13 protein-coding genes are annotated in these 13,709 nt (G+C 70.3%); 6 read left to right on the top strand and 7 right to left on the bottom strand.

Going from position 1 to position 13,709, the window contains the following annotated elements; translation table 11 throughout:
- The first annotated feature begins 38 nt into the window (after window positions 1-38).
- From cobA to BUB76_RS00995, 3 genes are read left to right on the top strand one after another with little or no spacing between them, the layout of a single operon-like run.
- On the top strand, window positions 39-890 hold the full coding sequence (gene cobA, locus BUB76_RS01005) for a uroporphyrinogen-III C-methyltransferase (RefSeq protein ID WP_073125757.1): 852 nt from the start codon (window positions 39-41) through the stop codon (window positions 888-890).
- A complete protein-coding gene (locus BUB76_RS01000) occupies window positions 887-2,197 on the top strand; it encodes a cobyrinic acid a,c-diamide synthase CobB (RefSeq protein WP_073125754.1) in 1,311 nt (436 codons plus the stop codon). The genes cobA and BUB76_RS01000 overlap by 4 nt, the downstream gene beginning before the upstream one ends.
- A gap of 36 nt (window positions 2,198-2,233) precedes the next feature.
- Window positions 2,234-3,448: an MFS transporter gene (locus BUB76_RS00995; protein ID WP_073125751.1), complete on the top strand. Its 1,215-nt coding sequence runs from the start codon at window positions 2,234-2,236 to the stop codon at window positions 3,446-3,448.
- Between the two features lie 106 nt (window positions 3,449-3,554).
- Here the strand turns inward: BUB76_RS00995 and BUB76_RS00990 are convergent, their stop codons facing one another.
- From BUB76_RS00990 to cysS, 3 genes are all read right to left on the bottom strand, one after another.
- A complete protein-coding gene (locus tag BUB76_RS00990; protein ID WP_073125748.1) occupies window positions 3,555-4,295 on the bottom strand; it encodes a squalene/phytoene synthase family protein in 741 nt (246 codons plus the stop codon).
- Window positions 4,296-4,326: 31 nt separating this feature from the next.
- Window positions 4,327-5,967: a citramalate synthase gene (gene cimA / locus BUB76_RS00985; RefSeq protein ID WP_073126485.1), complete on the bottom strand. Its 1,641-nt coding sequence runs from the start codon at window positions 5,965-5,967 to the stop codon at window positions 4,327-4,329.
- 88 nt (window positions 5,968-6,055) lie between these two features.
- A complete protein-coding gene (cysS, locus tag BUB76_RS00980) occupies window positions 6,056-7,417 on the bottom strand; it encodes a cysteine--tRNA ligase (RefSeq protein ID WP_073125745.1) in 1,362 nt (453 codons plus the stop codon).
- A 217-nt stretch (window positions 7,418-7,634) separates the two neighbouring features.
- Between cysS and BUB76_RS00975 the strand changes: the two genes are divergently transcribed.
- Both BUB76_RS00975 and BUB76_RS00970 read left to right on the top strand, forming a co-directional pair.
- The gene (locus tag BUB76_RS00975; RefSeq protein ID WP_073125742.1) at window positions 7,635-8,321 is read left to right on the top strand and encodes an RraA family protein; all 687 of its coding nucleotides are present in this window, start codon (window positions 7,635-7,637) and stop codon (window positions 8,319-8,321) included.
- On the top strand, window positions 8,314-9,138 hold the full coding sequence (locus tag BUB76_RS00970) for an isocitrate lyase/PEP mutase family protein (RefSeq protein WP_073125739.1): 825 nt from the start codon (window positions 8,314-8,316) through the stop codon (window positions 9,136-9,138). Before BUB76_RS00975 ends, BUB76_RS00970 begins: the two co-directional genes overlap by 8 nt.
- Before the next feature lie 52 nt (window positions 9,139-9,190).
- Here the strand turns inward: BUB76_RS00970 and BUB76_RS00965 are convergent, their stop codons facing one another.
- The 3 genes from BUB76_RS00965 to BUB76_RS00955 all read right to left on the bottom strand — a co-directional run bounded on the left by BUB76_RS00965 (window position 9,191) and on the right by BUB76_RS00955 (window position 12,684).
- Window positions 9,191-9,772 carry an outer membrane protein gene (locus BUB76_RS00965; RefSeq protein WP_073125734.1) on the bottom strand — a complete coding sequence of 194 codons (582 nt, stop codon included), beginning with the start codon at window positions 9,770-9,772 and terminating at the stop codon, window positions 9,191-9,193.
- A gap of 192 nt (window positions 9,773-9,964) precedes the next feature.
- A complete protein-coding gene (locus BUB76_RS00960; protein WP_073125731.1) occupies window positions 9,965-11,806 on the bottom strand; it encodes an ABC-F family ATP-binding cassette domain-containing protein in 1,842 nt (613 codons plus the stop codon).
- 146 nt (window positions 11,807-11,952) lie between these two features.
- Window positions 11,953-12,684 carry a GNAT family N-acyltransferase gene (locus BUB76_RS00955; protein WP_073125728.1) on the bottom strand — a complete coding sequence of 244 codons (732 nt, stop codon included), beginning with the start codon at window positions 12,682-12,684 and terminating at the stop codon, window positions 11,953-11,955.
- 129 nt (window positions 12,685-12,813) lie between these two features.
- On the opposite strand from BUB76_RS00955, the gene msrB reads away from it, so the two are divergent.
- Window positions 12,814-13,206, top strand: a complete 393-nt coding sequence (gene msrB / locus BUB76_RS00950; protein ID WP_073125725.1) for a peptide-methionine (R)-S-oxide reductase MsrB — start codon at window positions 12,814-12,816, stop codon at window positions 13,204-13,206.
- Between the two features lie 40 nt (window positions 13,207-13,246).
- On the opposite strand, the gene BUB76_RS00945 is transcribed toward msrB, so the two are convergent.
- Complete coding sequence (locus BUB76_RS00945; RefSeq protein WP_073125721.1) at window positions 13,247-13,693, bottom strand: outer membrane protein assembly factor BamE; 447 nt, start codon at window positions 13,691-13,693, stop codon at window positions 13,247-13,249.
- Window positions 13,694-13,709 lie beyond the last annotated feature (16 nt).

The raw sequence follows: 13,709 nt of genomic DNA, 5'->3' as shown, positions 1-13,709 counted from the left end.
GCTTCCCCTCGCCCCCCGCCCGCGCGATAGGGTGAGGCATGACCGACTCCCTTCCCCATGCGCCACAGGGGTGGCCCGCCTTCCAGCCCGGTTGGGTCTGGCTCTGCGGGGCCGGTCCGGGTGACCCGGGCCTTCTGACCCTGCACGCGCTGAACGCGCTGCGGCAGGCCGATGTCGTTGTCTACGACGCGCTGGTGGAACCGGCGATCCTCGATTGGGCGCCGGGGGCCGAACACATCTACGCGGGCAAGCGCGGCGGCAAGCCGTCTTCGGTGCAGCGCGACATCTCGCTGCGGCTGGTGGAGCTGGCCCGCGCGGGCAAACGCGTGCTGCGGCTGAAGGGCGGCGACCCCTTCGTTTTCGGGCGCGGCGGCGAAGAGGCGCAGACGCTGGTGCAGCACGACGTGCCGATCCGCATCATCCCCGGCATCAGCGCGGGGATCGGCGGGCTGGCCTACGCGGGCATTCCCGTCACCCATCGCGACGTGAACCAGTCCGTCACCTTCGTCACCGGCCACGACCAGTCGGGCAACACGCCCCAGACGCTGGACTGGGCCGCGATCTCGCGCGGGAGCCAGGTGATCGTGATCTACATGGGCATGAAGCACATCGGCCAGATCGCGGGCGCTCTGCTCGACGCCGGGCGCGCGCCGTCCGAGCCGGTCGCCGTCGTCACGCAGGCCACCACGGGCGACCAGCGCGTGGTCGAGACGACGCTGGCCCGCTGCGCCGACGATATCGCGGCCGCCGCGCTCGAGCCGCCGGCGATCATCTGCGTGGGCCGCGCCACGCTGATGCGCCAGGCGCTGGACTGGCAGGCCATGGCCGCGGGCGCCGCGCCGCGCAACACCGATCCGCTGGACCGGGGGCGCCCAGCCGAAAGCGCATGACCGGCCGGGGCCTGATCCTGGCCGCGCCCGCCTCGGGCAGCGGCAAGACCACCGTGACCCTGGGCCTGCTGCGCGCGCTCCGCCGCGCGGGCCATGCCGTGCGCGGTGCCAAATCAGGCCCCGACTACATCGATCCGCGCTTTCACGAGGCCGCCTGCGGCGCGCCCAGCCCCAATCTCGACGCCTGGTCCATGACGCCCGACCGGATCGCCGCGCTGGCGGCGGGCGACGGTCTGCTGCTGATCGAGGGCGCCATGGGCCTTTTCGACGGCGCGCCGCCCACGGGGCGCGGGGCAACGGCCGAGCTCGCCCGGCAACTGGATCTGCCGGTGGTGCTGGTGGTCGATGCGGGCCGCATGGCGCAGTCGGTCGCGCCGCTGGTCGCGGGCTTCGCGGGGCACGACCCGGCCGTGCGGGTGGCGGGCGTCATCCTGAACCGCGTCGGCAGCGAAAGGCACGCGGCCATGCTGCGTACGGCCCTGGAGCGTATCGGGATGCCGGTGCTGGGCGCGATTCCGCGTGCCGAGGCGCTGTCTCTCCCGTCCCGCCACCTCGGCCTGGTGCAGGCGGGCGAGCATCCCGACATCCGCCGCTTTCTCGATGCCGCCGCCGACCGCATGGCCGATGCGGTCGACCTCGACGCGCTGGCGGACTTGGCAAGCCCCCTGCCCGCTCCGCCACCCGTTTCCCCGGGGATTGCCCCCGCCCGCATCGCCATCGCGCGCGACGCGGCCTTCAGCTTCACCTACCCGCACCAAATCGACGACTGGACCCGCGCGGGCAGCCGGATCGACTGGTTCTCGCCGCTGGCCGATCAGGCGGTGCCCCCCGCCGACCTGGTCTACCTGCCGGGCGGCTACCCCGAACTGCACGCCGGGCGAATCGCCGCCGCGACCACCTTCCTCGGGTCCCTCCGCGCGGCAGCCGAGCGGACCGCGATCTACGGCGAATGTGGCGGCTACATGGTGCTGGGCGAGACCCTCACCGATGCCGACGGGGTGCCGCACGCCATGGCCAATCTTCTGGACCTCCGCACCAGTTTCGCGCGGCGCAAGCTGTCGCTGGGCTACCGGACGCTGGACTGCGCGGCCGCCGCGGGGCCGTGGCAAGGCCGGCTCAACGCCCACGAGTTCCACTATGCCACCACCGAGCGCGCCGAGGGCACGCCGCTGTTCCGCGCCCGCGACGCCGAGGGCCGCGACCTCGGGCCCATGGGGTTGCGCCGGGGGCACGTCTCGGGATCCTTCGCCCACGTGATCGACGCGGCATCCATCGCGGCGGCTGATGGGGACGATCACCTGTCCTGACTTCCCCACCGCGGGCTTTCGGGATACGGCACATCCATGACCGAAGATGCCCCCCACGCGACCGCCGTTCGCAACGTCGTCATCCTGACCGCCGCGCAGGCGTTCCTGGGCGCGCAGATGCCCATGATCTTCGTGCTGGGCGGGCTGGCGGGGCAGTCTCTGGCCTCGAACCCGTGCTTCGCCACGCTGCCGATCTCGTTGATCGTGCTGGGCTCCATGCTGTCGGCGCAGCCCATGGCGTGGCTCATGCAAAGCTTCGGGCGCCGCGCGGGATTCTTCCTCGGCGCGCTGGGCGGCGCCATGGGGGGGGCGGTGGGCGCCTACGGGCTCTACCTGGGGTCGTTCCCGGTGTTCCTGATGGGCTCGCTCTTCACCGGCATCTACATGAGCGCGCACAACTTCTACCGCTTCGCCGCCACCGATACCGCGTCCGAAGCGTTCCGCCCCAAGGCGATCAGCTACGTCATGGCGGGCGGGCTGGCCTCGGCCCTGATCGGTCCGCAACTGGTCAAGCTCACGGCCGATGCCATGGTCGTGCCCTTCATGGGCACTTACCTGGCGGTGATCGGCGTGAACCTGGTCGGCGCGCTGCTGTTCTTCTTCCTGCGCATACCGCGCCCGCCCGTCCCGGACGAAAACAGCCCCAAGGGTCGCACCCGGTGGGAGCTTCTGACCACGCCGCGCATCGCCGTCGCCGTGATCTGCGCCATGGTCAGCTACGCGCTGATGAACCTGGTGATGACCTCGACGCCGCTGGCCGTTGTCGGCTGCGGCTTCGACAAGGCCAACGCGGCCGATATCGTATCGGCCCACGTGCTGGCCATGTACGCCCCCAGCTTCTTCACCGGCCACCTGATCGCCCGCTTCGGGGTCGAGCGGATCGTGGCGCTGGGCCTCACCCTCCTTGCGGCGGCGGGCGCCGTGGCGCTTGCCGGCGTCCAGCTCGAGAACTTCTTCCTCGCGCTGGTTCTGCTGGGTCTGGGCTGGAACTTCGGCTTCATCGGCGCCACGGCGATGCTGGCGGGCGCGCACCGGCCCGAGGAACGGGGCCGCGTACAGGGCATGAACGACGCGCTGGTCTTCGGCTGCGTGACCTTGGCCTCGCTCAGCTCGGGCGGGCTCATGAACTGCGCCGGCGGCACGGCACAGCAGGGCTGGACGGCGGTGAACCTCGCCATGATCCCGTTCCTGGTGGCGGCCTTCGGCGCGCTGGCCTGGCTCTGGGCCCGGCGCAAGGGCCTCGCCGCCTGAGCCGGAAGCGGGTCCGAATTCTCCCGGACCCGAACCAGCTTCATCTTTCCATAAATACCTATATTCCGCGGCCGGCCGCCCCTAGGCCGACGATCGGTCCGAAGGGCTACCGCAGGCCGCCCACCAGCCGCCGCCACCGCTTGCCGAATTCCGAAACCGTCAATCCGCCGTCCCGGACCCGCGCGGGGTCCTGCACCACCGCCTTCAGCAGGGCCACGGCATCCGCCGCAGACAGCGTGGCGTGCCGGGCGGGTTGCGACAGGCGCAGGCCTTTCACCCCGTCCAGCGCCTCCTCAGCCAAAGCACGCAGGGCGTCGTCGCTGTCGTCCACCAAAGGCGCCATGTTGCGCGCCCGCATCTCCGGCACCGCCTGGAACCACCGCGCGAGCCCGTCGGCGAAGGCAAGCTTGCGCACCGCCCCCTCGTCCGTCGCGCCCAGCAGATGCGCGGCGGACCACAGCAGGTTGCCCGAGCTCGCGTCGATATGGGCGCGGAACTGCGCCTCGCTCAGGAACGGCTCGCCTTCGATGTCCCAGCGCCGCGCGTCGGCGATGCGGGTCAGCGTCTCGCAGGTGGGCGCGTCGAGGATGGCGGCCAGCGGCTCGACCACCTCGTGCCGGCGGGGCGTCTGGCCGGTGCGGATCTCCTCCAGCGCGTCCCGCCACCATTGCAGCCTTATCTCGGCCAGCATCGGCTCGGACGTGACATAGGGCGCGCGGGCGATCTCGAGGTTGTAGGCGAAGATCGGGAACAGCACCGCCCGCGCATGCGGCGGCGCGGCCATGGCGGCCAGGAACCGGTCGGGATCGCCGCTTTGCACGGCGGCGGCGCAGGCATTCACACTCATGGCGAGACAGGTAGGCGTCGGGCCGCGTCCGTCACGCGGTCGCCGTCGCCCCGGCGTCGCGGATCAGCTTCCACTGCACCGCGTCCAGCAGCGCCTCGAAGCTCGCGTCCACGATGTTGGGCGACACGCCCACGGTGGACCAGCGCCGGCCATTGCCATCCTCGCTGTCGATGATGACACGCGTCACCGCCTCGGTCCCGCCCTGGGTGATGCGCACCTTGAAATCCACCAGCCGCATGTCGTCGATGGCGTCCTGGTAGGGCCCCAGGTCCTTGGCCAGCGCCTTGGACAGGGCGTTGACCGGGCCCCGGTCGCTGCCGGTCTCGTCCAGGCTTTCGCTGACGCTCAGCTTCTTCTCGTCGCCGATTTTCACCACCACGACCGCCTCGGACAGGGTGATCATCCTGTTGTACTTGTTCTTCCGCCGCTCGACCGTGACGCGGTAGCGCTTGACCTCGAAGAAGGCCGGCAGAAGCTTCAATTCGCGCCGCGCCAGCATCTCGAAGCTCGCCTGCGCCGTGTCGTAGGAATAACCCTCGGCCTCGCGCGCCTTGATCGTCTCGAGGATGCGACCCAAGGCCGGATCGCCCTTTTCGACCTTCAGGCCCATCGCCGTCAGCCGGGCGCGCAGGTTCGACTGGCCGGCCTGGTTCGACATGGGCACGATGCGCGCGTTGCCCACCGTGGACGGGTCCACGTGTTCGTAGCTGCCGGGGTTCTTGGCGATGGCGCTGGCGTGCAGGCCCGCCTTGTGCGCGAAGGCCGAAGCGCCCACATAGGGCGCGCTGGGGCGCGGCACGCGGTTCAGGATGTCGTCCAGCGCGCGGGACATCCGGGTGAGCCGTTTAAGACCCTCGGCCGTGACGCCGGTGGCATAGCGGCTGGCGTAGGGCTCCTTCAGCAGCAGCGTGGGGATCAGCGAGGTGAGGTTGGCGTTGCCGCAGCGCTCGCCCAGGCCGTTCAGCGTGCCCTGCACCTGCCGCACGCCGGCATCGACGGCAGCCAGCGCGCCGGCCTCGGCCATGCCGATATCGTTGTGGGTGTGGATGCCGAGCCGGTCGCCGGGCAGGCCTTCGGCCCCGTCCGTCGGCGCGATCAGGTCGCGCACCACGTCGCCGATCCGCGTGGGCAGCGTGCCGCCATTAGTGTCGCACAGCACGGCCCAGCGGGCGCCCGCGTCCAGCGCCGTGGCGATGCACCTGCGGGCGTAGCCAGGGTCGATGGCGTAGCCGTCGAAGAAATGCTCGGCATCGAACAGCGCCTCGCGGCCCTGAGCCACGATATGGGCGATCGAGGCGCGGATGTTCTCGAGGTTTTCCTCAAGCGTGATCCCCAGCGCCTCGCGCACCTGTTTCGCGTTGGTCTTGCCGACGATGCAGACCGATTTCGTCCCGGCGTTCAGGACCGCGGCCAGCACGTCGTCATTGGCGGCCGAGCGTCCGGCCCGCTTGGTCATGCCGAAGGCCGTCATCGTGGCACGGGTCTGCGGCACCGTCTCGAAGAACGCGCTATCGGTGGGGTTCGCGCCCGGCCAGCCGCCCTCGATGTGATCGACGCCAAGGTCGTCCAGCATCGCGGTGATCCGCAGCTTGTCGTCGGTCGAGAACTGCACGCCCTGGGTCTGCTGCCCGTCGCGCAGGGTCGTGTCATAGAGGTAGAGGCGGTCGGTCATGGCGTGCACCGATTGTTCGAAAGGCAGGGCACGTAGCCCGATCGTTCGTGCCAGCGGCACGGACAGCCCACGGTGAACACGATCGCCATCACACCCCGTCCAGCTTCTCGGGCGCGAAATCGGCCGTCGGCAGCAGCTCCACGCTGTCCTTCGACATCCGCACCTCGACCCCCGCCGCCAGCAGCGCGGCCTTCATCCGGTCCAGCTCGGCGAAATCCTTGGTCGCCATCGCCGTGGCGCGGGTCTCGCGCAGCCGCTCGGCCAGCGCGCTCAGGTCCGTCTCCGGGGCGGCGGCCCAGTCCCCCATGGCGTCGTCCAGCAGCCCCAGCATCGCCGCGCCGGCCTTCAGTGCGCCGGCATCGCCCGCGCGCGCGGCGGCGTGCAGGCGCGTCAGCGCCTCGGGCGTGTTCAGGTCGTCGGCCAGCGCCTCGACCACAGGCCCCGCGTCCCCCGCCGCCGCATCGCCCGCGAGGTCGCGCCAGCGCCGCAGGGTCGCCTCCGCCTCGCGGGCCTTGGCATCAGTCCAGTCCATGGGCTTGCGGTAATGTGTCGACAGCATGACGAAGCGGATCACCTCGCCCGGAACGCCGCGATCCAGCAAGTCGCGCACGGTGAAGAAGTTGCCCAGCGACTTGGACATCTTCTTGCCCTCGACCTGCAGCATCTCGTTATGCAGCCAGACCTGCGCCATCCGGGCCCCGCCATGGGCGCAGCAGCTCTGGGCGATCTCGTTCTCGTGGTGCGGAAACATCAGGTCGTTGCCGCCGCCGTGGATGTCGAAGCTTTCGCCCAGCAGGTCCGCCGCCATGGCCGAGCACTCGATATGCCAGCCCGGCCGCCCGACACCCCAGGGCGAGTCCCATCCCGGCTGGCCGTCGCCCGACGGCTTCCAAAGGACGAAGTCCATCGGGTCTTCCTTGTAGGGCGCGACCTCGACCCGCGCGCCGGCGCGCATGTCGTCGACCGACCGGCCCGAGAGCGCACCGTAATTCTCGTAGGACCGCACGCGGAACAGCACGTGCCCCTCGGCCGCGTAGGCGTGCCCCTTGGCCACCAGGTCCTCGATCATCGTGACCATCTGGGCGATGTAATCGGTGGCGCGCGGCGTGTGGTCCGGCATGAGGTTGCCGATGGCGGCCATGTCCTCGAAATACCACCCCGTCGTCTCGGCGGTGATGTCGCCGATGGACCGACCCGTCTCGGCCGCGCGCGCGTTGATCTTGTCGTCCACGTCGGTGATGTTGCGCACGTATGTGACATGCTCCGCGCCGTAGACCTGCCGCAGCAGGCGGTAGAGCACATCGAACACGATCGCCGGCCGCGCATTGCCCAGGTGCGCGCGGTCGTAAACCGTCGGCCCGCACACATACACCCGCACGTTCCGCGGATCGAGCGGGGTGAGGTCTTCCTTGCGGCGGGTTGCGCTGTTGGTCAGGCGGATCGAGCTCATGGGCGCCTCTTGGCAAGTCTCGGCCCACGGCGCAAGTCCCGCGGCGCCTCGCGCGCTCTCACGCCCGCCACCGGCCCGACGTCCGTCACGGTGCGCGCCCCAGGCTTTCACCTTTCTCCAAATACCTCGTGCCGGACACCACGACCCGCGCAACATTCCCGTTGCAGAACCCGCCCCGCCGCCGCACCCTCGCCCCGTCAGGCAGAGGGAGGCAGACATGATCGAGGAACCCGTCAAGCTGGTGGTGAAACGCGACCGCCCGCGCCCCACCGAGGCCCAGATCGCGGCCTTCCAGGACACGCCCACCGGCTTCGTCGTGGACGCCATGTTCGGGCGCGGATCGCTGGACACCCGCATCGCGCCGCTGGACCGGCATCGTCACCGGGTAGCCGGGCCCGCGCTCTGCGCCGAGAATCAGCCGGGCGATATCCTCGCCACGCTGGCCGCCCTGAACTTCGTGCGGCCCGGCGACATCCTGATGGTCGGGGTGGCGGGCTGGCAGGGCTGCTCGGCCTCGGGCGACCGGGTCTGCGGGATGGCGAAGAACGGCGGCGCCGTTGGTCTCGTCACCGATGGGCCCCTGCGCGATCTCGAGGGGATCGAGGCGGTGGGCCTTCCGGCCTGGTGCACGGGGCTGAACCCGGGCTCGCCCTTCACCACCGGCCCCGGCACGGTGGGCGGCGCGATGGCGCTGGGCGGGCAGCACGTCGCCACCGGCGACATGATCGTGGCCGACGCGGACGGCGTGGTCGTCGTGCCCTTCGACCAGATCGACAGCGTGATCGCCCGGCTGGACGCCGTGCGCCATTCCGAGACGTCGCTGGATGCCGAGGTGCAGGCCGGCCTCAAGGTCCCGCCTGCCATCGTCGAACTGGTCGGCGGCCCCGAGACGCGCCATGAGTGATCCGGGCGCGGTCTTTCGCGCCCTGCACCGCCCCGGCGACCCGTTCATCCTGGCCAATGCCTGGGACGCGGGCTCGGCCCGGATGCTGGCGGCGCTGGGCGCGCGGGCCATCGCGACCTCGTCGGCGGCGCAGGCGTTCACGCTGGGCCTGCCGGACGGCAGCCTCACCCGCGACCAGGCGCTGGCCCACGCGCAGGACCTTGTGGCCGCGACCCAGCTGCCCGTGTCGGGCGATTTCGAGGATGGCTGGGGCGACGCACCCGAAACCGTGGCCGAAACCGTGCGCCTGGCCGCCGAGGCGGGCCTGGCCGGCATCAGCATCGAGGATACGCCCCATCCCGACGCGGCCCATTACGACCGCGACCTGGCCATCGAACGCATCCACGCCGGGGCCGCCGCGGCGCGTGCGCTGCCCCGCGACTTCGTCTTCTGCGCCCGCGCCGACGGGGTGATGAACGGCCGCTACGACCTGCACGAGGCGCTCGCGCGGATCGCCGCGTTCGATGCCGCCGGTGCGGATGTCCTTTACGTGCCGCTGCCAGGCGACCTGGCGGCGCTGGAACGGGTCTGCACCGCGACGTCGAAACCGGTGAACGTGCTGGCCGCCGGTCCCCTGGCCCGGCACGACCGCGCCGCGCTGGCGCAGGCCGGCGCCGCGCGCATTTCGCTGGGATCCGCGCTGGCCCGCGTCACCCATGCCGCGATCCGCGATGCGGGCATCGCCATGTTCCGGGACGGCGACTTCACGCCGCTGACCAGGGGCATGCCCGGCGCCGAGGTGGATGCCATGTTGACGGACACCGGCCCCCGGACATGAAAAAGGGGCAGGCCCCGCGGCCTGCCCCTTTTCAACGCGAAAGATCGATCGATCAGAAGCGGTAGCCGAAGCGCGCCTGGACGGTGGTCGCATCCACGTCGATGCCGCTGTTGTCGAAATCGTCGAATTCGTGACGCAGCACTTCCAGGCCATAGTGGAAGCGGTCGGACACGGCATAGTCGACGCCGACACCGTACAGGTAGCCGTTGTCGCTGACGCTGGCGCCACCGACCTCACCCGAGGCATAGGCCGCACCCACGGTGCCGTAGAACAGCGCCGCGCCGGTGCCGTAGCCGGCCTTCACCTTCAGGCGGTGCACGCGGTCGATGAACGCGGTCGGTTCGTCGTCGAAATCGGCGGCGTTCAGGTCAAGCTCGGCGCCCACGACGGTGTTGCCGAAATCGACGTTGTAACCGGCGAACACGCCGGCGATCGCGCCGTTCGGGTCGGCCACGGTGCCGATATCGCTCGAGCCATAGCCCAACGAGGTACCGGCATAGGCGCCGGTCCAGTCGGTCGAGACCGGCGGCAGCGGGGCCAGCGGCTCGATCGGCGCGGGGGCGGTTTCGATGCCACCGGCGAACGCGGTGGAAGCCGCGACGATCGCGGCGGCGGAAACAGTCAGCAGTTTCATATCTGCTCCTTCATGGTTCAATGCTGTGGTGCGAGGCGCTGCTGCCTTCTTACACGCAGATCGTTCGGCGACCCCGCCTTCTCAATACGACATCTATGACGCGTGGCGGTCGCGGCAAATATCTGCCCCGGACTTCGCCAAAACAAGCGGTGTTTTGCTCAATTCTAGGCGAGTGCCACCTATTTGCATCGCCTATTCTCCTGCTTTTTCGGCAAGATCCAGCCACTCTTCCTCGGCGGCCGACAATTTGTCCTGGCACGACGCCAGCGCCTCGGTCGCCTTGCGGAATTTCACGGGGTCGGCGGTGAAAAGTTCGGGGTCGGCCAGCAGGCCCTCGAGCTTGGCGATTTCCGCCTCGATCCGGGCGATCTCGTCCGGCAACGCGTTCAGACGATGCGATTCGGTGAAGCTCAGCCGCGAGGCCTTGCCGCCGCCCGTGGCGCCCTTGTCCTTCCCGCCCCCGCCGCCGTTCTGCGGCGCCTTTCCCGGCGATTGCGGCTTCGCGGCCGGCTGGGGCGCGGCGCGGTCGGGCCTTTGCGCCTGGTAGTCGCTCCAACCGCCGGCATAGATCGTGGCGCGGCCCCCGCCTTCGAAGGCGACGGTCTGGGTGGCGACCCGGTCCAGGAAGTCGCGGTCGTGGCTGACCAGCAGGACCGTTCCGTCGTAATCGCCCAGCACGTCCTGCAACAGGTCCAGCGTCTCGATATCCAGGTCGTTCGTCGGCTCGTCCAGCACCAGCAGGTTCGACGGCTTCGCCAGGATGCGCGCCAGCAGCAGGCGCGCGCGCTCGCCCCCCGACAGCGATCGCACCGGCGCGCGGGCCTGGCTTTCGGAGAACAGGAAATCCTTGAGGTAGCCCACCACGTGGCGGGGCTGTCCGCGCACCATGACCTGGTCGGCCGCGCCGCCCACGCGCATCTCGGGCGTGCCGGTCAGGCTTTCCCACAGGGTCATGTCCGGGTCGAGCTGCGCGCGGGCCTGGTCGAAGACGGCGATCTCAAGGTTGGTGCCATGCTGCACCTCGCCCGTGTCGGGTGACAGCTCGCCCGTCAGCATCTTCAGCACCGTGGTCTTGCCCACGCCGTTGGGCCCCACGAAGGCCACCCGGTCGCCGCGCTGGATGCGGATGTCGAAGGGGCTGAGGATTGTCCGGTCGCCGTAGGATTTCGAGATACCCCGCGCCTCGATCACGCGCTTGCCGCTGCCCGGCGCCGTGGCGGTGTCCAGCGCGGCCGCCCCCTGCCGCCGGATCATGTCGGCGCGCTGCTGGCGCAGGTCCTGCAAGGCGCGCACCCGGCCCTGGTTGCGCTTGCGCCGGGCGCTGATGCCCTCCACGGCCCACCGCGCCTCGGCCTTGATCTTGCGGTCGAGCTTGTGGCGCTGGATGTCCTCTTCCTCCCAGGTGGCGTCGCGCCATTCCTCGAAGGCCTCGAACCCCTTTTCCTGCCGGCGCACCGCGCCCCGGTCGATCCATAGCGTGGCGCGAGTCAGCGCCTTCAGGAACGCCCGGTCGTGGCTGATGAGAACGAAGCCCGCCCGGCTGGATTTCAGCTGGTCCTCGAGCCAGGCGATGGCCTCGATATCCAGGTGGTTCGTGGGCTCGTCCAGCAGCATGAGCTCGGGCGCCTCGGCCAGCAACTTCGCCAGCGCCGCGCGCCGCCGTTCGCCGCCGCTGGCCTTGGCCGGGTCGGCGGCAGGGTCGAATTTCAGGCCCTCGGCCACCATCTCGACCTTGTAGGCCTCCGCCGCATCCAGCTCGCTCGCGGCGAAGTCGCCCAGCGTGGCGAACCCGTTCATGCTCGGGTCCTGCTCCATGTAGCCGACGGTGGTGCCGGGCGGCAGCACGACGTCCCCCCGATCGGGCTCGACCAGCCCGGCCATGACCTTCATCAGGGTCGACTTGCCCGAGCCGTTGCGCCCCACCAGCGCCACCCGGTCGCCGGGATGCACCACGAGGTCGAGATCGTCGAAAACCGGGTTCCCGCCGTAGGTCAGCGAGATGCCATTGAGCTGGAGAAGGGGTGCGCGCGCCATGGCCCGCAGGTAGGCGCAGCCGCCGGGAAGGTCAACGCGGCACGCGCGAACATCCGTCGTGGACCGGCGCGGCTGCGGGCCGGACGGCCCCGCCCCATCACTGGTCTGCAAAGACTTCGGCCCGACGGCGCAACCGGCGCGACCCGTCAGCCTGTCGCCGCCAGCGACCGAAGACGGCGCGCCCGCGCGGGCGGAATCCGCGCGGTCTCGACCCCGGTGAAGACATGCAGCGTGCCCATCCCGGGATCGATCACGGCGTGGTCGGACACCCAGCCGCCCATCCCCAGATAGGACCGCATGAGCGTCGGCATGGCCTGCAGCGCCGCGCGCGGATCGATGGCCGGCGCCAGGTCGTCGAACCGGACCACCGGGCCGCGGCCGGGCGTGGGGCGCCACCGGTCGGGGCCGCGATATCGCGCGCCCAGCAGCGACAGCGCCGCGGCGTGAGGCGCCGGGTCGCAGCCCGCGAAGCTGGTGCACCCGAACAGAAGCCCAGCGTCATCACGGTCCACCAGCCGGGTGATCCCCGCCCAGGCCAGCCGCAGGATATCGGGGTCGCCACCGCCCGGCGCGATGCAGAACCGGCCCAGCTCGATCAGCGGGGCCGAGAAGGCCGACAGTTTCGACAGGTCGTAGAACTGGCCGGCGTAGCTGGCATCCGCAAGCTCGGGCCCCCGCAGGCTGAGCGCGCGGAAGGCGGCCACGGGCGCGCCGCTGACGCTGTCCTCGATGGTGGCGTGGGTGGCGCGGGCGTCCACCGCGTCGGGGCCATCCCGGTCCACGGGGAAAATCCGCGCACGCAGCGCCATCGCCCGGTCCAGATCGCCCGGCGCGCGCCCCGATCGCAGGCGCAAACGCCCTGTCTGAAGGTCGATCATGGCGAGCCGCGGCGCCCCTCACCCCTTGGATGGTCAGGTGACGTGTCTATCTATTGGCCAAGGATTGCAACCATCGGCCGCCCGGCCACCGGCGCGCGCGGCCCCGACAGGAGACACCGAAGGACCGTCATGGAGAAGATCGAGAAGACCGACGCCGAATGGCGCGAGCAGCTGACGCCCGAGGCCTACAAGGTCACCCGCAAGCACGGCACCGAACGCGCAGGCACCCACGAGGATTTCCCGGACGGGCCCGGCACCTATAACTGCGTGTGCTGCGGGCTGCCCGTGTTCGACCAGGACCACAAGTTCGAAAGCGGGACGGGCTGGCCGTCCTTCTACAAGCCCGCCGACGACGCGAATGTCGAGACCTCGGAAGACCGCAAGTTCTTCATGGTCCGGACCGAGGTGCATTGCGCGCGCTGCGAGGCGCATCTGGGCCACGTTTTCCCCGATGGCCCCAAGCCCACGGGCCTGCGGTATTGCATCAACGGCGTGGCGCTGGATTTCGAGCCGTCGCGCTGAGGGGTCACGCGCGTCGCCCCCACGGGCGGCGCGCGGCGCCTCACTCGAAGAAGTCGGCGGCGTTGAAGTTGCCCAAGTTGCCGAACAGCTGACGCAGGAAGCCCACGCCCTGGACATTGGCCTCGGTCACGCGGCGCGACAGGCGCACGACGCGACCGTCCTCGAGACCGTAGCGTTCGATGTTGCTGACGGTACCGCCACTGTTGAAGCTGACGGCGACGACCTCGCGGTCGATCTCCTCGGGCGCGCGCCAGCCGTAGTTGCGAAACCGGCTCTGCACGTAGTACCAGCCGCTGTCGTCGAGAACGCCCATGCTCGTGGGCCGCCCGATCGTCTGCGTCACGTCCTCCTGGGTCGAGACGCCCACGTCCAGTTGCGCCAGGTCCTGATCGGTCGGCACGTATCCATGATTGCGATAGACGGCCGTGCAGGCGGCCAGCGCCAGCACCAGACCAAGCGCGATACCGCGACGCAGTGCTGCTGCCATTCTCGTCCCTGCCCCT

It is taken from the genome of Palleronia salina, assembly GCF_900141995.1.
GTDB classification, from domain to species: Bacteria; Pseudomonadota; Alphaproteobacteria; order Rhodobacterales; family Rhodobacteraceae; genus Palleronia; species Palleronia salina.
Note: the sequence above shows the minus strand (reverse complement) of the source record. Positions and strands in the feature narration are given on the sequence as shown.